Source organism: Escherichia sp. E3659, assembly GCF_005781135.1.
Classification (GTDB): domain Bacteria; phylum Pseudomonadota; class Gammaproteobacteria; order Enterobacterales; family Enterobacteriaceae; genus Escherichia.
The window spans coordinates 51,060-69,484 of the sequence record NZ_VATQ01000027.1 but is presented as its reverse complement, the minus strand read 5'-3'; the positions used below and the strand labels follow the sequence as shown (position 1 = coordinate 69,484).

Annotated in this window: 21 protein-coding genes; 20 read left to right on the top strand and 1 reads right to left on the bottom strand. The window is 54.4% G+C overall.

Annotation, left to right across the window (positions count from 1 at the left end):
* Positions 1-55 precede the first annotated feature (55 nt).
* Positions 56-613 (top strand): phage sensitivity protein DcrB, encoded by a 558-nt coding sequence (gene dcrB, locus FEK47_RS18055; RefSeq protein ID WP_130221346.1) that lies wholly within the window; start codon positions 56-58, stop codon positions 611-613.
* 3 nt (positions 614-616) lie between these two features.
* Here the strand turns inward: dcrB and FEK47_RS18050 are convergent, their stop codons facing one another.
* Positions 617-1,867 carry an MFS transporter gene (locus tag FEK47_RS18050; RefSeq protein ID WP_135405466.1) on the bottom strand — a complete coding sequence of 417 codons (1,251 nt, stop codon included), beginning with the start codon at positions 1,865-1,867 and terminating at the stop codon, positions 617-619.
* 98 nt (positions 1,868-1,965) lie between these two features.
* Here FEK47_RS18050 and FEK47_RS18045 point away from each other — a divergent pair, with 98 nt between their 5' ends.
* The 19 genes from FEK47_RS18045 (at position 1,966) to FEK47_RS17955 (ending at position 18,425) form a co-directional block, all read left to right on the top strand.
* The gene (locus FEK47_RS18045) at positions 1,966-3,015 is read left to right on the top strand and encodes an AI-2E family transporter (protein WP_130209100.1); all 1,050 of its coding nucleotides are present in this window, start codon (positions 1,966-1,968) and stop codon (positions 3,013-3,015) included.
* A gap of 393 nt (positions 3,016-3,408) precedes the next feature.
* Positions 3,409-3,786 carry a hypothetical protein gene (locus FEK47_RS18040; RefSeq protein ID WP_130221417.1) on the top strand — a complete coding sequence of 126 codons (378 nt, stop codon included), beginning with the start codon at positions 3,409-3,411 and terminating at the stop codon, positions 3,784-3,786.
* A gap of 68 nt (positions 3,787-3,854) precedes the next feature.
* Positions 3,855-4,913 (top strand): methyltransferase, encoded by a 1,059-nt coding sequence (locus FEK47_RS18035; protein ID WP_135410751.1) that lies wholly within the window; start codon positions 3,855-3,857, stop codon positions 4,911-4,913.
* A 40-nt stretch (positions 4,914-4,953) separates the two neighbouring features.
* Positions 4,954-5,676, top strand: a complete 723-nt coding sequence (locus FEK47_RS18030; protein ID WP_130217766.1) for a beta-ketoacyl synthase chain length factor — start codon at positions 4,954-4,956, stop codon at positions 5,674-5,676.
* The gene (locus tag FEK47_RS18025) at positions 5,673-6,494 is read left to right on the top strand and encodes a lysophospholipid acyltransferase family protein (protein ID WP_135487112.1); all 822 of its coding nucleotides are present in this window, start codon (positions 5,673-5,675) and stop codon (positions 6,492-6,494) included. Before FEK47_RS18030 ends, FEK47_RS18025 begins: the two co-directional genes overlap by 4 nt.
* Positions 6,469-6,726, top strand: a complete 258-nt coding sequence (locus FEK47_RS18020) for a phosphopantetheine-binding protein (protein ID WP_047643688.1) — start codon at positions 6,469-6,471, stop codon at positions 6,724-6,726. The genes FEK47_RS18025 and FEK47_RS18020 overlap by 26 nt, the downstream gene beginning before the upstream one ends.
* A gap of 11 nt (positions 6,727-6,737) precedes the next feature.
* Positions 6,738-6,989 carry an acyl carrier protein gene (locus tag FEK47_RS18015; protein ID WP_000139646.1) on the top strand — a complete coding sequence of 84 codons (252 nt, stop codon included), beginning with the start codon at positions 6,738-6,740 and terminating at the stop codon, positions 6,987-6,989.
* 4 nt (positions 6,990-6,993) lie between these two features.
* Complete coding sequence (locus FEK47_RS18010; protein ID WP_135487111.1) at positions 6,994-7,575, top strand: hypothetical protein; 582 nt, start codon at positions 6,994-6,996, stop codon at positions 7,573-7,575.
* Positions 7,572-8,933: an acyl-CoA synthetase gene (locus FEK47_RS18005; RefSeq protein WP_135487110.1), complete on the top strand. Its 1,362-nt coding sequence runs from the start codon at positions 7,572-7,574 to the stop codon at positions 8,931-8,933. The genes FEK47_RS18010 and FEK47_RS18005 overlap by 4 nt, the downstream gene beginning before the upstream one ends.
* On the top strand, positions 8,920-9,273 hold the full coding sequence (locus FEK47_RS18000; RefSeq protein WP_135487109.1) for a 3-hydroxyacyl-ACP dehydratase FabZ family protein: 354 nt from the start codon (positions 8,920-8,922) through the stop codon (positions 9,271-9,273). The genes FEK47_RS18005 and FEK47_RS18000 overlap by 14 nt, the downstream gene beginning before the upstream one ends.
* Positions 9,264-10,940, top strand: a complete 1,677-nt coding sequence (locus tag FEK47_RS17995) for a glycosyltransferase (RefSeq protein ID WP_138183310.1) — start codon at positions 9,264-9,266, stop codon at positions 10,938-10,940. Before FEK47_RS18000 ends, FEK47_RS17995 begins: the two co-directional genes overlap by 10 nt.
* Before the next feature lie 3 nt (positions 10,941-10,943).
* Positions 10,944-11,366, top strand: coding sequence for a thioesterase family protein (locus FEK47_RS17990; protein ID WP_000930891.1), 423 nt, complete (start codon positions 10,944-10,946; stop codon positions 11,364-11,366).
* The gene (locus FEK47_RS17985) at positions 11,363-11,968 is read left to right on the top strand and encodes an outer membrane lipoprotein carrier protein LolA (RefSeq protein WP_135487107.1); all 606 of its coding nucleotides are present in this window, start codon (positions 11,363-11,365) and stop codon (positions 11,966-11,968) included. Before FEK47_RS17990 ends, FEK47_RS17985 begins: the two co-directional genes overlap by 4 nt.
* Entirely contained in the window at positions 11,937-14,255 is a 2,319-nt protein-coding gene (locus FEK47_RS17980) for an MMPL family transporter (protein WP_138183309.1), read from the top strand. The genes FEK47_RS17985 and FEK47_RS17980 overlap by 32 nt, the downstream gene beginning before the upstream one ends.
* Positions 14,252-14,836: a DUF3261 domain-containing protein gene (locus FEK47_RS17975; RefSeq protein WP_135487106.1), complete on the top strand. Its 585-nt coding sequence runs from the start codon at positions 14,252-14,254 to the stop codon at positions 14,834-14,836. Before FEK47_RS17980 ends, FEK47_RS17975 begins: the two co-directional genes overlap by 4 nt.
* Before the next feature lies 1 nt (position 14,837).
* Positions 14,838-16,007, top strand: a complete 1,170-nt coding sequence (locus tag FEK47_RS17970; protein WP_135405459.1) for a beta-ketoacyl-[acyl-carrier-protein] synthase family protein — start codon at positions 14,838-14,840, stop codon at positions 16,005-16,007.
* The gene (locus FEK47_RS17965; RefSeq protein WP_000020243.1) at positions 16,004-16,468 is read left to right on the top strand and encodes a 3-hydroxy-fatty acyl-ACP dehydratase; all 465 of its coding nucleotides are present in this window, start codon (positions 16,004-16,006) and stop codon (positions 16,466-16,468) included. Before FEK47_RS17970 ends, FEK47_RS17965 begins: the two co-directional genes overlap by 4 nt.
* Positions 16,468-17,199: a 3-ketoacyl-ACP reductase FabG2 gene (locus tag FEK47_RS17960; RefSeq protein WP_000091664.1), complete on the top strand. Its 732-nt coding sequence runs from the start codon at positions 16,468-16,470 to the stop codon at positions 17,197-17,199. Before FEK47_RS17965 ends, FEK47_RS17960 begins: the two co-directional genes overlap by 1 nt.
* Positions 17,196-18,425: a beta-ketoacyl-ACP synthase gene (locus FEK47_RS17955; RefSeq protein WP_000198472.1), complete on the top strand. Its 1,230-nt coding sequence runs from the start codon at positions 17,196-17,198 to the stop codon at positions 18,423-18,425. Before FEK47_RS17960 ends, FEK47_RS17955 begins: the two co-directional genes overlap by 4 nt.

Sequence of the window (18,425 nt, the reverse complement as noted above, 5' to 3'; positions counted from 1 at the left end):
TGTGATAAGATGGATGAATGAGCCGTTATGGCCGTTTATCGAAAGGAAGATGTCAATGCGCAATCTGGTTAAATATGTCGGAATTGGCCTGCTGGTTATGGGGCTTGCGGCCTGTGATGATAAAGACACTAACACTACAGCGGAAGGTACAGTCGCGGAAAGTAACGCTACCGCGAATCCCGTCAACCTGCTTGATGGCAAGTTAAGCTTCTCGCTGCCAGCGGATATGACCGACCAGAGCGGTAAGCTGGGAACACAGGCCAATAACATGCACGTCTGGTCCGACGCCACCGGGCAGAAAGCGGTGATTGTTATTATGGGCGATGATCCGAAAGAAGACCTGGCTGTGCTGGCGAAGCGTCTGGAAGATCAGCAACGTAGCCGCGATCCACAGCTGCAAGTGGTGACCAACAAAGCCATTGAGCTGAAAGGTCACAAAATGCAGCAGTTAGACAGCGTTATCTCTGCTAAAGGCCAGACGGCGTACTCTTCCGTCATTCTGGGTAACGTGGGCAACCAACTGCTGACAATGCAAATCACACTGCCTGCTGACGATCAGCAAAAAGCGCAGACCACCGCAGAAAACATCATTAACACGCTGGTTATTCAGTAAGTTTTAAGATGACGAAACGGCCTCTGGTGCTTCCACCGGAGGCCGTTTTTTTAATCGCCACGTCAGCAATAACGCGATTGCGACCAGCCCCGCCGCCGCCAGATAAATCACCGGTACGCCCGCCCAACTCATCACCAGCCCTGCCAGTGGTCCGGTCACGCCAAGCGATAAATCCATAAATACGGTGTAGGTTGCCAGCGCCGCCCCCTGATTCTGCTGCGGCACCGCTTTGACCGCCACTACGCCCAATGCCGGGAACACCAGCGAAAAGCCCGCCCCCGCCAGTAAGACGCCGATTTTCGCCATCCACGGCATAGTCGCCACGCCAACCAGCAGCAGGCCGATTATCTCTACACTAAAACAGAGCATCGCCACGTTTAAGCCACCCATGCGGTTTATGCCGTTAGGGAATAACAATCGCGTTCCAACAAACGCACAGCTAAACAACGTCAGCGCGAAGGCCGCACCGTCCCAGCCTTTAGCGTCATAAAACAGCGTGATAAAGGTGGCGATAACGCCAAACCCGGCGGAAGCCAACGCCAGCGCCATACCGTACAGCCAGACGCGCCCAAGCACCGCGCGAAACGGCAGAGGTTTGCCTTTACTGGCTTTCACCGTAGGACGCGGTATTGCCAACAAAATAGCCACCAGCGCCACGCCCATAATGATTAATGCTAACGCCTGCAAACCGCCCCAGTGATAAAACACCACACCTAACGGCGCGCCCATCGCCATCGCTCCGTAAGTGACAATGCCATTCCACGAAATCACTCGTCCGATATGCAGCGAACCGACCACGCCAACGCCCCACAGTGTCGACCCCGTTCCGGCAAAACTTTGCCCAATCCCAAGAATCACGCGCCCCAGGCAAAGTAATAACAGACTGATAATTGGCAGACTGGCGGTTAACCCAGCCACCAGATAACCCAGCCCGCTCAAAAAGCAGCCGCACAAACCGAAGACGACAATCTTTTTTGGCCCCAGCAAATCAGCATAACGCCCGGCATGAGGACGACTCAGCAACGTGGCGAAATATTGCAGACTGATAACCAACCCCGCCCAGAAGGCGCTAAAGCCCATCACATCATGGACATAGCCCGGTAGCACGGCGAGCGGTAACCCAATGGTCAGATAGCTGGCGAAGTTAAACATGACAATGGAGACAATGCGCAAATTCAGGCGCATTCCGTTAAGCGCCGGTTCGGCAACAGGTACGGGCATGAGGAGCACCACATTTTTACAACAGTGTTTCATTTTTACCACGTGGTGGCGTGTAAATCAGCAAGAAGAATCAGAATATTGCTGGCGTGACTCCCGCTACACTTAATACAAAAAGTCATAAGGAAGCCCCAATGGAAACATCTCAACCCGATAAAACGGGTATGCACATTCTACTCAAGCTGGCTTCACTGGTAGTAATCCTCGCGGGTATTCACGCAGCGGCAGATATCATTGTGCAATTGTTACTGGCGCTGTTTTTCGCCATCGTCCTCAATCCACTGGTGACCTGGTTTATTCGTCGCGGAGTTCAGCGTCCCGTTGCCATTACGATTGTGGTCGTAGTGATGTTGATTGCGCTTACTGCGCTGGTCGGTGTGCTGGCCGCATCGTTTAACGAGTTCATCTCTATGCTGCCGAAGTTTAATAAGGAGCTGACGCGCAAGCTTTTTAAATTGCAGGAGATGCTACCTTTTCTTAATTTGCATATGTCACCGGAACGAATGTTGCAGCGGATGGATTCAGAAAAAGTGGTTACCTTCACCACCGCTTTAATGACCGGGCTTTCCGGGGCAATGGCGAGCGTACTTCTGCTGGTGATGACCGTTGTTTTTATGCTGTTTGAAGTACGCCACGTCCCTTACAAAATGCGCTTTGCGTTGAATAACCCACAGATTCACATCGCCGGATTACACCGCGCATTAAAAGGGGTTTCGCATTATCTGGCATTAAAAACGCTGCTAAGTTTATGGACGGGCGTTATCGTCTGGCTGGGATTGGCGCTGATGGGCGTGCAGTTTGCGCTAATGTGGGCGGTACTGGCGTTTTTACTCAACTACGTCCCCAATATCGGCGCGGTAATTTCCGCCGTACCGCCAATGATTCAGGTGCTGCTGTTTAATGGTGTTTACGAATGTATTCTGGTCGGCGCATTGTTTTTAGTTGTCCATATGGTCATCGGCAATATTTTAGAACCACGGATGATGGGCCATCGCCTGGGGATGTCCACCATGGTGGTATTTCTTTCGTTGTTGGTTTGGGGATGGCTGCTCGGTCCGGTAGGAATGCTACTCTCGGTGCCATTAACCAGCGTCTGTAAAATCTGGATGGAAACCACTAAAGGCGGTAGCAAACTGGCGATTTTACTGGGGCCAGGCAGACCGAAAAGTCGGTTACCGGGGTAATAGCGCACCCTGATCAGACAATGGCCACCGTTTATCTAACGGTGGCCATTTGATTCGAGAAAATGATGCAATATTATTCAGAAAATTAATTTCTAAAAACCACTCCTTAAGTCAAATATATATAAACACCGAATAATTATTAAATTCCCATCCCAGAGAACGCACTGATTATATTGTGTTATTTTTATTGCCTCATTTTTCTCACTCACTTATAGTTGGTCCCCGCTGGCAGTAATTTAGTCATCTCAAAATGATTTGTTCTGATGTGCACTTACTGACTTATCTCATAAGTAAATTTTTCGCTAAATAAAGAATAGTGAGACCAGCAATTACAGTTAAATCCTGCTTTACTCGTAAAAACAATACTTTAATGGGGTTATAATGAAACACTACATGAAATGGTTTGCTGCTATTGCTGTTGTGGGTGCTTTAGCGGGTTGTGCGCGTACTGTGCCTATTGATCAAGTTCACTCAACCGTCAGCGCCGGTCATACTCAGGATCAAGTTAAAAAAGCGATTCTGAAAGCTGGCGTTGAACGCAAATGGATTATGTCCGAAGCCGGACAAGGCGTAATTAAAGCACGTCAACAGTCACGCGATCATTCAGCAGAAATTCGCATTAACTACACGGCATCCAGCTACGATATCAATTATGAAAATAGTCAGAACCTGCAAGCATCAGGCGGACAAATTCATAAAAACTATAATCGCTGGGTCCGCAATCTCGACAAAGATATTCAACTGAATTTGTCGGCTGGCGCAGATTTGTAATTTCCCCTAAAGTCGGGCCGCTTCGGTCCGATAATAATTTAATTCCCTCTTAACAGGTTGTGCCCAACATGTACGAACAGGATTCTCTTAGCGCACTGGATGCGATTACCGAAGCTCAACGCATTGCCTTTGCCCCCATGCTTTTTCAAACAGCTCTCTGCCTGCGTAATGCGGGTGTACTTTCTTATCTGGATCGGCAAGGCAAACATGGCGCAACGCTGTCTGATATCACCGAAAATAGTCATATCAACGAATATGCTGCCAGCGTTCTGTTAGATATGGGCTTAAGCGGGCGAATTATTACCTGCAAAGAGGGAATTTATTACCTGGCGAAAATCGGTCATTACCTCCTGCATGACACCATGACGCGCGTGAATATGGATTTCACCCAGGATGTCTGTTATCAGGGGCTATTCTTCCTCGCCGATTCACTCAATGAAGGCAAACCTTCCGGGTTAAAAGTATTTGGCGACTGGCCGACGATATATCCGGCACTTTCACAATTACCGGATGCCGCCCGTGAAAGCTGGTTCGCGTTTGATCATTACTATTCAGATGGCGCATTTAACGCCGCACTGCCTTATGTATTCGCCAACAACCCCACAACCTTGTACGATGTAGGCGGCAATACCGGTAAGTGGGCTTTGCGCTGCTGTAAATACAACGAAAACATCACCGTTACGTTATTAGATCTGCCACAACAAATCGTGCTCGCCAAAGAAAATATCGCGAATGCAGGCTTTTCTGATCGTATAGATTTCCATGCTGTGGATATGCTAAGCGATGCGCCGTTACCGGGCGAGGCTGATATCTGGTGGATGAGTCAATTTTTAGACTGTTTTTCACCCGAACAAATAATTAGCATACTCAGCAAAGTTGCCAGCGTAATGAAGCCCGGCGCAAAACTTTGCATTATGGAGTTGTTCTGGGATGCGCAGCGGTTTGAAGCGGCATCGTTTAGCCTGAATGCCTCCTCACTTTATTTCACCTGCATGGCAAACGGTAACAGCCGTTTCTATAGCGCAGAGAAATTTTACGACTATCTGAATAAAGCAGGATTTCAGGTAGCAGAGCGCCACGATAATTTAGGCGTTGGGCATACATTATTGATATGCCAAAAGAAATAATCGTCACTTAATAATTTTGGTTTACCGCGGGCGCGCGTTGATGAAATTTACATTAAATATTACCGACTGGAAGGCACTGGCGCCTGGACTTAGCGAAGCCCAGCAATGGCAAGCATGGTCGCGCCAGCCGTGGGCGGTTGACCCTGCTGCACCGTTGGCAAAATTATGCGAATTGCCAATGATGACCGCCCGCCGTCTCAGTTCTGGCAGCAAACTGGCCGTGGAGTGCGGTCTGGCAATGCTACGCCGCCATCAGCCAGGCGCCGTTTTGTATACCAGTCGTCATGGCGAACTGGAACGCAATTACCGCATTGTTCATGCACTGGCAACCGAACAGGCACTCTCTCCGACAGACTTCGCGCTCTCCGTACACAACTCTTCCGTGGGTAACCTGACCATTGCGGCCAAACAACCGATCGTTTCATCATCGCTTTCGGCTGGTCGCGACAGTTTCCAGCAAGGTTTGTGTGAAGTGCTTAGCCTGTTACAAGCGGGATACCAGCGCGTGTTGATGGTCGATTTTGATGGCTTTCTGCCTGAGTTCTATCACCCACAACTGCCAGCAGAAATGCCGACCTGGCCGTACGCCGTCGCGCTGGTGATTGAAGCTGGCGATGACTGGCAATGTGAAACACAGCCAGTCATTGCGGGCAATGAAACATCACTGCCGCAAAGCATGTTGTTTTTACAGCACTTTTTACAAAACGTTGATAAATTTTCACTGCCTGGCGAGCGCGTGCAATGGCGCTGGAGCCGCAGATGAGTAAGCTGATGTCGCGCCTTGAGTGGACATGGCGACTGGTTATGACCGGGTTGTGTTTTGCCCTGTTTGGCCTCGGCGGACTACTGCTCTCTGTAGTGTGGTTTAACGTATTGTTGGTTTTGGTGTGGGATACTTCCCGCCGCCGTCGTTTGGCGCGTCGCAGCATTGCCGCCAGTTTTCGCCTGTTTTTAACAGTCGCAAAAGGGCTTGGCGTGCTGGATTATCGGATTAATGGGGCTGAAATCTTACGTCAGGAACGCGGTTGCCTCGTCGTAGCCAATCATCCCACACTGATCGATTACGTACTGCTGGCGTCAGTCATGCCAGAAACTGACTGCCTGGTGAAAAGCGCGCTGTTAAAAAATCCTTTTCTTGGCGGCGTCGTGCGGGCGGCAGATTATTTAATCAACAGCGAAGCTGAAACCCTGTTACCCCGCTGCCAACAGAGACTGGCACAGGGTGACACTATCCTGATTTTCCCCGAAGGCACGCGAACGAAGCCCGGTGAAAAAATGACGTTGCAGCGCGGGGCGGCGAATATTGCCGTGCGCTGCGCCAGCGATTTACGCATCGTGACGATCGGCTGTAGCGAGCATCTGCTGGATAAACAAAGTAAATGGTATGACGTTCCGCCTGCCAGGCCGTTTTTTACGGTTGAAGTCCGTGGGCGGGTAGAAATCAATAAATTTTACGATGCAACTTCACAAGAACCGGCGCTGGCAGCAAGGCGGTTAAACCGGCATCTTTTGCTTCAATTACAACAAGGTTGTTTACCTCTCTCAGGAATAAATAATGCAAGCGCTTTATCTGGAAATTAAAAATCTCATCATCAGCACCCTCAATCTCGACGAGTTGACTCCTGATGATATCGATACCGATGCGCCGCTGTTCGGCGACGGTTTAGGGCTGGATTCCATCGATGCCCTGGAACTGGGGCTGGCAGTGAAAAATGAATATGGCGTTGTACTTTCTGCGGAAAGTGAAGAGATGCGTCAGCACTTTTTCTCCGTCGCCACTCTGGCCTCTTTCATTGCTGCGCAACGTGCCTGAGGAAAGCCATCATGACAGAACAACAAACCGTCTATCAGGAAGTCTCTGCCCTGCTGGTTAAGCTGTTTGAAATCGATCCGCAGGACATCAAACCTGAAGCGCGCCTGTACGAAGATCTGGAACTGGACAGCATCGACGCCGTTGACATGATTGTGCATCTGCAAAAGAAAACCGGTAAGAAAATCAAGCCGGAAGAGTTTAAAGCAGTGCGTACAGTCCAGGATGTCGTAGAGGCCGTAGAACGCCTGCTACAAGAAGCCTGATCTGATGTCGGGCATTCGCTCGCTACCGATTATTAAGCTGCTGACCGGATTATTGCTGCTCGCCTGGCCGTTTGTGATTTGGCTTGGCTTGGCACATAACGGCCTGCATTGGCTGTTGCCGCTGATGGCGCTGCTGCTTTTGTTGCGCCTGCGCCAGACCCGTGGCCAGGCGGGGCCGCTACAAGCCGTCACACAAATCGTCGCTGTCGTAGGCATCGCCTTGTGTGTCGCCAGCTTTGCGTTGAAAACGCACCAGCTACTGCTGTTTTACCCGGTAGTGGTTAATACGGTAATGCTGGCGGTTTTTGGCGGTTCGCTGTGGTCGGCAATGCCGATAGTTGAGCGGTTGGCGCGTTTGCAGGAGCCAGACCTTCCGGAAAAGGGCGTGCGCTATACCCGCCACGTCACGCAAATCTGGTGCGGCTTTTTCATCATCAACGGCGGAATTGCCCTCTTTACCGCGCTGCATGGCGATATGTCGTTATGGACTGCATGGAACGGCATGATTGCTTATTTGTTGATGGGGACGTTAATGGCTGGTGAATGGCTGGTGCGCCGTCAGGTGATGAAAAGAGATCGCTCATGAAGCAGACCTTACCGCTTGCACGCTGGCTGACTGCGCCACGCCCTGATGACACGCCCATTGCGTGGCTGGACGAAAGCTCCTGGACGCTGGGCGATTTGCGTCACGATGTCGCGCAACTTATCTGCCGTTTGCAGCAACGGCCCGGGAAACGCTGGGCGCTATGCTTTGAGAACAGCTATCTGTTTATCGTTGCCCTGCTCGCCACGCTACACGCTGGAAAAACGCCGGTGCTTCCTGGGCATAACCGTGTTAACCAGCTTAATGAGCAACGTGAACTGTTCGATGGTGTACTTAGCGACAGCGAACTTAACTGGCAAGGTTCATTACTGTTGGTAGCAAGTTCCCCACAAGTCGCGACACAATCATTCACCTTTGCCGCCATAGCACCAGATGCTTATATCGAGTTGTTTACCTCCGGTTCTACGGGGCAGCCGAAGCGGGTGATTAAACCTGTTTATTTGCTGGACCGTGAAGCACAACTGCTGGCTGAACGATTAGGCGCACGTCTGGCGGGTTGTCGGGTGGTCGGTTCCGTATTGCCACAGCATTTGTACGGCCTGACTTTTCGCGTTTTCCTGCCAATGGCGCTGGGATTACCGCTGCACGCCGCCATGCTCTGGTATGTCGAACAGTTTGCCGCGTTGAGTCACCAGCATCGCTATATCTTCATCAGCAGCCCGGCATTTTTGAAGCGTCTGGATGCTCAGTTATCCCCGCCGCCTGTTCAGGTGCTTCTGTCTGCTGGCGGTGAGCTACCGTGGCAGGACGTACAACACACTGCGAGCTGGCTGCGCGTCTGGCCTGATGAAATCTACGGCAGCACGGAAACCGGCGTTATCGCCTGGCGTTACCGCGAACAAGAGCAACGCCGCTGGCTACCCTTCCCAGGCATGCAGTTCCAGGCAGAAGGTGATGTTTTTCGCCTCTTTTCACCGCTGATGGCGGATGATAACGGCCTGTTACTCGACGATATCTTGCAGTTTACCGAAGACGGTCAGTTCCATCTGATGGGGCGTCGCGGACGCATCGTTAAGATTGAAGAAAAACGTATTTCTCTGCAGGAAGTGGAACAACGTCTGCTGGCGCTGGACGGTATTCGCGAGGTGGCGGCAGTTCCCGTTATGCGCGGCGGGCGTCAGTGCATTGCCGTTTTACTGGTGCTGGATGACGAAGCTCATCTGCAATGGCAGAACGGCGGCGGGCATCGCCAGGAAATGACCTGGCGGCGATTACTGCGCCCGACGCTGGAGCCAGTTGCCATTCCGCGTTACTGGCGCGTTATTGATGAAATGCCAGTAAACAGTATGAACAAGCGTGTCTATGCGCAATTACAGGAGTTATTTCATGAAGCCCCATGAAATCGAGCGCCATCAGGCACAAGCGAATCACCTTGAGATTGTTTTGCATCTCAGGGCAGATCTGTTCTGGTTTCGCGGTCATTTCGCCGTGCAACCATTACTCCCCGGCGTGGCGCAAATCGACTGGGCGATGAGCTACGCGCTCACTCTGCTCGCGCCCGGCTGGCGTTTTCACTCCATTCAGAACATAAAATTCCAGTCTCCGTTGCTGCCAGATAACCGCGTCACGCTCACGCTTAACTGGCAGGAAGATCGCCAGATTCTGAGCTTTAGCTATCAACGTCACGACGGTGACGCCCGCCACACCGCCAGTAGCGGGAAGATCCGCCTATGTCGGTAAACTTTTCTCCCTGCGTGTTGATCCCCTGCTACAACCACGGCGCAATGATGCCGGGCGTGCTGGCGCGTCTTAAGCCATTTAATCTGTCCTGTATTGTGGTGGATGACGGCAGCGATGCCGCCACGCAACAGCAACTGGATAAGCTGGTTAGCGAACAGCCTGGCGTGACCTTAATTCGCTTAGCAGAAAACGCAGGTAAAGGCGCGGCGGTGATGCGTGGCTTACAGGCGGCGGCAGACGCAGGGTTCAGCCATGCGGTACAGGTGGATGCTGACGGTCAGCACGCGATTGAAGATATCCCTAAACTGCTGGCACTTGCCGAACAGCACCCTGCGGCGCTGATCTCCGGCCAGCCAATTTACGATGACTCCATCCCCCGCTCACGGCTGTACGGGCGCTGGGTCACCCACGTCTGGGTATGGATCGAAACGCTCTCCCTGCAACTGAAAGACAGCATGTGCGGCTTTCGCGTTTATCCGGTTGCGCCAACGCTGCAACTGGCAAAACACGCCACCATCGGCAAGCGGATGGATTTCGACACCGAAGTGATGGTGCGCCTCTACTGGCAGGGAAATACCAGTTATTTCGTGCCGACCCGCGTCACCTATCCGCTGGACGGGCTTTCGCATTTTGATGCCCTGAAAGATAACGTCCGCATCTCGCTAATGCACACGCGTCTGTTTTTCGGCATGTTGCCGCGTATTCCTTCGCTGCTGATGCGCCGCTCTTCCAGCCACTGGGCGCGGCAGAGTGAGGTGAAAGGGTTATGGGGAATGCGCCTGATGCTGCTGGTCTGGCGTCTGCTGGGAAGAACTGCGTTTAGCGCGCTGCTTTACCCGGTGGTGGGCGTCTACTGGCTCACTGCCAGCCGGGCGCGCAAAGCATCACAAGACTGGCTCGCCCGCGTGCGCCAGCATCAACCACAGGCAGTAAAACTCAACAGCTATCAGCACTTTCTACGTTTCGGTAACGCCATGCTCGACAAAATCGCCAGCTGGCGCGGCGAGCTACAACTGGGGCGCGATGTGCTGTTTGCGCCAGGCGCAGAAGCGGCGCTTGACGTCCGCGATCCGCGCGGCAAATTGCTGCTGGCCTCGCATCTTGGCGATGTGGAAGTGTGCCGGGCGCTGGCAAAAATTCAGGGCTACAAAACCATTAACGCGCTGGTGTTTAGCGAAAACGCCCAACGCTTTAAACAGATAATGCAGGAGATGGCTCCGCAGGCAGGCATTAACCTGATGCCGGTGACGGATATCGGCCCGGAAACCGCCATCTTGCTCAAAGAGAAGCTGGATAACGGCGAATGGGTGGCGATTGTCGGAGACCGCATCGCCGTCAACCCGCAACGCGGCGGCGACTGGCGCGTCTGCTGGAGTCCGTTTATGGGCCAGCCTGCGCCCTTCCCACAGGGGCCGTTTATTCTCGCCTCTATTTTGCGCTGCCCGGTGAATCTGATTTTCGCCCTACGCCAGCACGGCAAGCTGCATATTCACTGCGAAACCTTTGCCGACCCGCTGCTGTTGCCGCGTGGCGAACGCCAACAGGCGCTGCAAAACGCTATCGACCACTACGCCGCGCGTCTGGAACATTACGCGCTCCAGTCGCCCCTCGACTGGTTTAATTTTTTCGATTTCTGGCAACTGCCGGAAATTCAGGACAAGGAGTAAAGGGTGCTTAACGATCCCCGATTTACCGCTGAAGTCGAGCTGACCATTCCCTTTCACGACGTCGATATGATGGGCGTGGCCTGGCACGGTAACTATTTTCGCTACTTTGAAGTGGCCCGCGAGGCGCTGCTCAACCAGTTCAATTACGGCTATCGGCAGATGAAAGAGTCCGGTTATTTGTGGCCAGTGGTCGATGCGCGGGTGAAATATCGCCACGCCCTCACCTTTGAGCAACGCATCCGCGTGCGTGCGCATATCGAAGAGTTCGAAAACCGTCTGCGGATTGGCTATCAGATTTTCGATGCCGAAACGGGAAAACGCGCCACCACCGGATACACCATCCAGGTCGCAGTAGACGAGCAAAGCCGCGAACTGTGCTTTGTCAGCCCCGATATTCTGTTTGAACGCATGGGAGTCAAACCATGAAATTTTTGCCGCTGCTGGCGCTGCTGATTAGCCCGTTTGTGAGCGCCCTGACCCTGGACGATCTTCAGCAACGCTTTACCGAACAACCGGTGATCCGCGCCCATTTTGATCAAACCCGGACGATTAAAGCTCTGCCGCAGCCGCTGCGATCGCAGGGCCAGATGTTGATCGCCCGCGACCATGGGTTATTGTGGGATCAAACCTCACCCTTCCCCATGCAGCTATTGCTCGACGATAAACGCATGGTGCAGGTGATCAACGGTCAGCCACCGCAAATCATCACAGCAGAAAACAACCCGCAGATGTTCCAGTTTAACCACCTGCTGCGCGCGCTGTTCCAGGCCGATCGCAAAGTGCTGGAACAAAACTTCCGCGTCGAATTTGCTGACAAAGGCGAAGGCCGCTGGACGCTGCGCCTGACGCCGACCACCACGCCGCTGGATAAAATTTTCAACACTATCGATCTCGCCGGGCAAACCTATCTGGAGCGCATTCAGCTTAATGATAAGCAGGGCGACCGCACCGATATCGCTCTCACTCAACATCAACTGACGCCAGCGCAACTGACCGATGACGAACGCCAACGTTTTGCCGCCCAGTAAACGCCCCGCGCTGTTATGGGGGATCGTCTGCCTGGTCATGGCGGCGGCGTTACTGATCCTGCTGCCGCAATCACGGCTGAACAGTAGCGTGCTGGCTATGTTACCCAAACAGGCGATGGGCGATATTCCCCCAGCGCTGAATGACGGCTTTATGCAGCGTCTGGACCGCCAACTGGTGTGGCTGGTCAGCCCCGGTAAAGAGGCGAATCCCAGGGTCGCTCATGAGTGGCTGACGCTGCTGCAAAAATCCGCTGCGCTCGACGACGTTAAAGGGCCAATGGATGCCGCCAGCCAGCAAGCGTGGGGAGCATTTTTCTGGCAGCACCGCAACGGCCTGATTGACCCCGACACCCGCGCGCGCCTGCAAAACGGCGGCGAAGCGCAGGCGCAGTGGATCCTCTCCCAGCTTTATTCCGCGTTCTCCGGGGTAAGCGGCAAGGAGCTGCAAAACGATCCGCTGATGTTAATGCGCGGCTCGCAGCTGGCGATGGCGAAAAACGGCCAGCGTTTACGACTGATGGACGGCTGGCTGATGACGCAGGATCCCCAGGGCAACTACTGGTATCTGCTGCACGGTGAACTGGCGGGATCGTCGTTTGATATGCAGCAAACCCACCAGCTCATCACGACCCTGAATACGCTGGAAAAGGATCTGAAAACGCGTTACCCGCAGGCGCAGTTGCTCTCGCGCGGCACGGTGTTTTACAGCGATTACGCCAGCCAACAGGCGAAGCAGGATATCTCCACCCTGGGCGTGGCAACGCTGCTGGGGGTGATATTGCTGATTGTGGCGGTGTTCCGCTCTTTACGTCCGTTGCTGCTCTGCGTGATTTCCATCGGTATCGGCGCGCTGGCGGGAACGGTCGCCACATTGTTGATTTTCGGTGAATTACACCTGATGACGCTGGTGATGAGCATGAGCGTTATCGGCATTTCCGCTGACTACACGCTCTATTACCTTACCGAGCGGATGGTGCACGGCAATGACGTTTCGCCGTGGCAAAGCCTGGCGAAAGTACGCAATGCCCTGCTGCTGGCGCTGCTCACCACCGTGGCGGCATATCTGATTATGATGCTCGCCCCCTTCCCCGGTATTCGCCAGATGGCGATTTTTGCCGCCGTCGGGTTAAGCGCCTCCTGTCTGACCGTCCTGTTCTGGCATCCGTGGCTGTGCCGTGGCCTGCCGGTGCGTCCGGTTCCGGCGATGGCGCTGATGCTGCGCTGGCTGGCGGCATGGCGGCGTAATAAAAAACTGTCGCTGGGTCTGCCCGTCGCGCTGGCGCTGTTTTCGCTGGCGGGGATGTCAATGCTGCGCGTCGATGACGATATCTCGCAGTTACAGGCGCTGCCGCAGCATATTCTGGCCCAGGAGAAAGCCATTACCGCCCTGACCGGACAAAGCGTCGATCAAAAATGGTTTGTGGTTTACGGCGACTCCCCACAGCAAACATTAAGACGGCTGGAGAAATTTACCGCTTCGCTGGAGAAGGCGAAAAAAGACGGCCTTATCAGCAACTACCGCACCATTCCGCTGAACTCCCTGGCGCGGCAGGAGGAAGATTTACATCTGCTGAAAACGGCGGCCCCGACGGTAACAAAAGCACTGCAAAATGCCGGGCTGACGGCAGTGAATCCGGATCTCAACGCCATGCCGGTGAACGTTGATGAATGGCTGGCAAGCCCCGCCAGTGAAGGCTGGCGTCTGCTGTGGCTGACGCTGGAAAACGGCACAAGCGGCGTGCTGGTGCCGGTTGAAGGTGTTAAAAATAGTGCGGCGCTACAGGAAATCTCCACATATTACCCTGGCGGCATTGCCTGGGTTGATCGCAAAAGCACCTTTGATGAATTGTTCGCACTTTACCGCTACGTCTTAACCGGCTTGTTGCTGGTGGCGCTGGCGGTGATTGCCTGCGGCGCGGTAGCTCGCCTCGGCTGGCGCAAAGGGCTTATCAGCCTGGTGCCTTCGGTGCTTTCGCTGGGCTGCGGTCTGGCGGTGCTGGCGATGAGCGGGCAGGCGGTGAATCTCTTTTCGCTGCTGGCGCTGGTGCTGGTGCTTGGCATCGGTATCAACTACACGCTGTTTTTCAGTAATCCGCGCGGTACACCGTTAACTTCCCTACTGGCGATCACGCTGGCAATGCTCACCACCTTGCTGACGCTGGGAATGTTGGTATTCAGCGCCACTCAGGCCATCAGCAGTTTTGGCATTGTGCTGGTGAGCGGTATTTTCACCGCCTTCCTGCTTTCGCCGCTGGCTATGCCCGAAAAAAAGAGAACAAAAAAATGATCAAACCTACCTTCTGGCGAGCGTTCGCCCTGACCGCTACGCTTATCCTCACCGGCTGTAGCCACTCGCAACCGGAACAGGAAGGCCGCCCGCAGGCGTGGCTGCAACCTGGCACGCGCATCACGCTGCCGGCACCAGGGATTTCACCCGCCGTCAATTCCCAGCAACTGTTAACCGGCAGCTTCAACGGCAAAACCCAGTCGCTGCTAGTGATGCTTAACGCCGACGACCAGAAAATCACCCTTGCCGGACTGTCGTCGGTCGGCATTCGCCTGTTTCTGGTGACCTACGATGCAAAAGGGCTACGCGCCGAGCAATCCATCGTCGTCCCACAGTTGCCGCCCGCAAGTCAGGTACTGGCTGACGTGATGCTCAGCCACTGGCCGATTAGCGCCTGGCAACCGCAACTTCCCGCAGGATGGACACTTCGCGACAACGGAGACAAACGCGAGCTACGTAACGCCAGCGGCAAACTGGTCACGGAAATCACCTATCTGAATCGCCAGGGCAAACGCGTGCCAATTAGCATTGAGCAGCATGTCTTTAAATACCACATCACCATTCAATACTTAGGTGACTGATATGATTTATATTTCCGCCGTCGGCATGATCAACGCCCTGGGAAATAACCTTGACGAAATCGCAGCCAACCTGACTCGCGGTGTTGCTCCCGGAATGCGCCCACGCGCAGGCTGGTTGCAGGGGCATCCGCAGGCAGTCCTGGCTGGCGTGGATGGCGAGCTTCCGCTTATCCCCGAAAAATTCGCTGCGCACCGCTCGCGCAACAATCAGATCCTGCTGGCGGCGCTGGCGCAGATCCAGCCGCAGGTTGATGACGCTATCGCGAAATATGGTCGCGAGCGCATCGCGATTGTACTTGGCACCAGCACCTCCGGCCTGCATGAAGGCGACACGCACGTTAACCTGCGCACCAACGGGCAGCCGAGCACCACATGGCACTACGCGCAACAAGAACTCGGCGATCCGTCGCGCTTTCTCAGCCACTGGCTGGCGCTCGACGGCCCGGCCTATACCCTTTCAACCGCTTGCTCTTCCAGCGCCAGAGCGATGATCAGCGGGCGCAGGCTTATCGAGGCGGGGCTGGTCGATGCCGCCATTGTGGGTGGCGCAGACACCCTGAGCCGAATGCCGATTAACGGTTTTCACAGCCTCGAATCACTGTCGCCAACCTTATGTCAGCCGTTTGGTCGTGACCGCGCAGGTATCACCATTGGCGAAGGGGCGGGACTGATGTTATTAACCCGTGAACCGCAGCCCATCGCGTTGCTGGGCGTTGGTGAATCGAGCGACGCTTACCATATTTCAGCCCCGCATCCGCAGGGCGAAGGAGCGATCCGCGCTATTAATCAGGCGCTGACCGATGCGCAGCTTACGCCAGATGACGTCGGCTATATCAACCTGCACGGCACCGCCACACAGCTCAACGACCAGATTGAATCAATGGTGGTTAACGCCCTGTTTGGCGAACGCGTACCGTGCAGCTCCACCAAACATTTGACCGGACATACGCTCGGCGCGGCGGGCATTACCGAGGCGGCAATCAGCATGTTGATTTTACAGCGTGATTTACCGCTGCCCGCTCAGGACTTCAGCCTGTCGCCGCGCGATCCCACGCTGCCACCGTGCGGCATTATCGAAAAACCGCAGCCGCTAGCACGTCCGGTGATCCTGTCCAATTCCTTCGCCTTTGGCGGCAATAACGCCAGCATTCTGCTCGGGAGGGTTTCGTGAGCCACTATTTATCACCCGGCGCTTATCTGCCCCACGACGCGCCCATGTTGCTGCTGGAAGACGTGGTGAGCGTCAGCGATGACAGCGCGGTGTGCCGCGTGACGGTTTCGCCCAGTGGCGTACTGGCACCGTTTCTCGACCCGGACGGCAATTTACCCGGCTGGTTTGCCCTTGAACTGATGGCGCAAACCGTCGGCGTCTGGTCTGGCTGGCATCGCCACCAGCAGGGCAAAAACAGTATTGAGTTAGGGATGGTACTGGGCGCGCGTGAATTGCTTTGCGCCGCTGGCATTCTGCCCGCAGGCCAGACGCTGACCATTACCGTCAAACTGCTGATGCAAGACGATCGCTTCGGCAGTTTTGAGTGCAGCATCAACGACGGTGAGGCGACGGGCCGCATTAACACCTTCCAGCCGACCGCGGAAGAACTTACCACCCTGTTTCAACAAGGAGCGTCCTGATGAGTCGTTCAGTTCTGGTTACTGGTGCCAGCAAAGGCATTGGTCGCGCCATCGCCTGCCAACTGGCGGCAGACGGTTTTAACATTGGCGTTCACTATCACCGTGACGCCACAGGCGCTCAGGAAACGCTGAATGCCATTGTCGCCAACGGGGGTAACGGGCGTTTGCTCAGTTTCGACGTCGCAAACCGCGAACAGTGTCGGGAAGTGCTGGAGCATGAGATCGCGCAACACGGTGCCTGGTACGGCGTGGTCAGTAACGCCGGGATCGCCCGCGATGCCGCTTTTCCGGCTTTAAGCGATGACGACTGGGATGCGGTGATCCACACCAACCTCGACAGTTTCTACAACGTCATTCAGCCGTGCATTATGCCGATGATCGGCGCACGCCAGGGTGGGCGCATCATCACGCTATCCTCGGTTTCCGGCGTAATGGGCAATCGCGGCCAGGTGAATTACAGCGCAGCCAAAGCCGGAATTATCGGCGCAACAAAAGCACTGGCTATCGAACTCGCGAAGCGCAAAATCACCGTCAATTGCATCGCGCCAGGGCTTATTGATACCGGGATGATCGAAATGGAAGAGAGCGCTCTGAAAGAGGCAATGTCGATGATCCCCATGAAACGCATGGGCCAGGCGGAAGAAGTTGCCGGGCTTGCCAGCTATTTAATGTCTGATATTGCGGGTTACGTCACCCGCCAGGTTATTTCCATCAACGGAGGGATGTTATGACACGTCGCGTAGTGATTACAGGAATGGGCGGCGTGACTGCCTTTGGTGAAAACTGGCAGGACGTTTCTGCACGCTTACTGGCGTATGAAAATGCGGTGCGCAAAATGCCGGAGTGGCAGGTCTACGACGGCCTGCACACCCTGCTTGGCGCGCCTGTTGATGATTTCACGCTACCGGAACACTACACCCGCAAGCGTATCCGTGCGATGGGCCGCGTGTCGCAAATGTCGACCCGTGCCAGCGAGCTGGCGTTAGAGCAGGCAGGGTTGATTGGCGATCCGATATTAACCAGCGGCGAAACGGGCATTGCGTACGGCTCATCGACCGGCAGTACCGGCCCGGTAAGCGAATTTGCCACCATGCTGACGGAAAAGCACACGAACAACATCACTGGCACCACCTATGTGCAGATGATGCCGCACACCACCGCTGTTAATACTGGCCTCTTTTTCGGCCTGCGCGGGCGGGTGATCCCAACCTCCAGCGCCTGTACCTCCGGCAGCCAGGCGATCGGTTATGCGTGGGAAGCCATTCGCCACGGTTATCAAACGGTGATGGTTGCTGGTGGTGCCGAAGAGTTATGTCCTTCAGAAGCAGCGGTATTTGATACGCTTTTCGCCACCAGCCAGCACAATGATGCGCCGAAAACCACACCTTCACCGTTCGATGAAAACCGCGACGGGCTGGTGATTGGTGAAGGCGCAGGTACGCTCATTCTCGAAGAACTGGAGCACGCTAAAGCGCGCGGCGCGACCATTTACGGTGAAATCGTCGGCTTTGCGACTAACTGCGACGCGGCACATATTACCCAGCCGCAGCGCGAAACCATGCAGTATTGTATGGAGCAATCGCTGAAAATCGCCGGGTTAAGCGCACAAGATATCGGCTATATTTCAGCGCATGGTACGGCGACCGATCGTGGTGATATGGCAGAAAGTCTGGCGACAGCAACCATTTACGGTGATAATGTGCCGCTCTCCTCGCTGAAAAGTTATTTTGGTCATACGCTTGGTGCCTGTGGCGCGCTCGAAGCCTGGATGAGTCTGCAAATGATGCGCGAAGGTTGGTTTGCGCCTACGCTAAACCTGAATAAACCAGACCCGAATTGTGGCGCGCTGGATTACATCATGCATGAAGCCCGCAAGGTTGATTGTGAGTTTTTGCAGAGTAACAACTTTGCCTTTGGCGGCATTAATACATCCATCATCATTAAACGTTGGCCCTGA

What these genes read in the sequence shown, in the direction of transcription:
- FEK47_RS18025 (WP_135487112.1), top strand. Translation starts at nt 5,673, where the DNA reads ATGAGTAAGCTGATGTCGCGCCTTGAGTGGACATGGCGACTGGTTATG.
- FEK47_RS18000 (WP_135487109.1), top strand. Translation starts at nt 8,920, where the DNA reads ATGAAGCCCCATGAAATCGAGCGCCATCAGGCACAAGCGAATCACCTT.
- FEK47_RS17995 (WP_138183310.1), top strand. Translation starts at nt 9,264, where the DNA reads ATGTCGGTAAACTTTTCTCCCTGCGTGTTGATCCCCTGCTACAACCAC.
- FEK47_RS18015 (WP_000139646.1), top strand. Translation starts at nt 6,738, where the DNA reads ATGACAGAACAACAAACCGTCTATCAGGAAGTCTCTGCCCTGCTGGTT.
- FEK47_RS17975 (WP_135487106.1), top strand. Translation starts at nt 14,252, where the DNA reads ATGATCAAACCTACCTTCTGGCGAGCGTTCGCCCTGACCGCTACGCTT.
- FEK47_RS18020 (WP_047643688.1), top strand. Translation starts at nt 6,469, where the DNA reads ATGCAAGCGCTTTATCTGGAAATTAAAAATCTCATCATCAGCACCCTC.
- FEK47_RS18005 (WP_135487110.1), top strand. Translation starts at nt 7,572, where the DNA reads ATGAAGCAGACCTTACCGCTTGCACGCTGGCTGACTGCGCCACGCCCT.
- FEK47_RS18035 (WP_135410751.1), top strand. Translation starts at nt 3,855, where the DNA reads ATGTACGAACAGGATTCTCTTAGCGCACTGGATGCGATTACCGAAGCT.
- FEK47_RS17985 (WP_135487107.1), top strand. Translation starts at nt 11,363, where the DNA reads ATGAAATTTTTGCCGCTGCTGGCGCTGCTGATTAGCCCGTTTGTGAGC.
- FEK47_RS18040 (WP_130221417.1), top strand. Translation starts at nt 3,409, where the DNA reads ATGAAATGGTTTGCTGCTATTGCTGTTGTGGGTGCTTTAGCGGGTTGT.
- FEK47_RS18045 (WP_130209100.1), top strand. Translation starts at nt 1,966, where the DNA reads ATGGAAACATCTCAACCCGATAAAACGGGTATGCACATTCTACTCAAG.
- dcrB (WP_130221346.1), top strand. Translation starts at nt 56, where the DNA reads ATGCGCAATCTGGTTAAATATGTCGGAATTGGCCTGCTGGTTATGGGG.
- FEK47_RS17980 (WP_138183309.1), top strand. Translation starts at nt 11,937, where the DNA reads ATGACGAACGCCAACGTTTTGCCGCCCAGTAAACGCCCCGCGCTGTTA.
- FEK47_RS18030 (WP_130217766.1), top strand. Translation starts at nt 4,954, where the DNA reads ATGAAATTTACATTAAATATTACCGACTGGAAGGCACTGGCGCCTGGA.
- FEK47_RS17960 (WP_000091664.1), top strand. Translation starts at nt 16,468, where the DNA reads ATGAGTCGTTCAGTTCTGGTTACTGGTGCCAGCAAAGGCATTGGTCGC.
- FEK47_RS17970 (WP_135405459.1), top strand. Translation starts at nt 14,838, where the DNA reads ATGATTTATATTTCCGCCGTCGGCATGATCAACGCCCTGGGAAATAAC.
- FEK47_RS18010 (WP_135487111.1), top strand. Translation starts at nt 6,994, where the DNA reads ATGTCGGGCATTCGCTCGCTACCGATTATTAAGCTGCTGACCGGATTA.
- FEK47_RS17955 (WP_000198472.1), top strand. Translation starts at nt 17,196, where the DNA reads ATGACACGTCGCGTAGTGATTACAGGAATGGGCGGCGTGACTGCCTTT.
- FEK47_RS18050 (WP_135405466.1), bottom strand. Translation starts at nt 1,867, where the DNA reads ATGAAACACTGTTGTAAAAATGTGGTGCTCCTCATGCCCGTACCTGTT.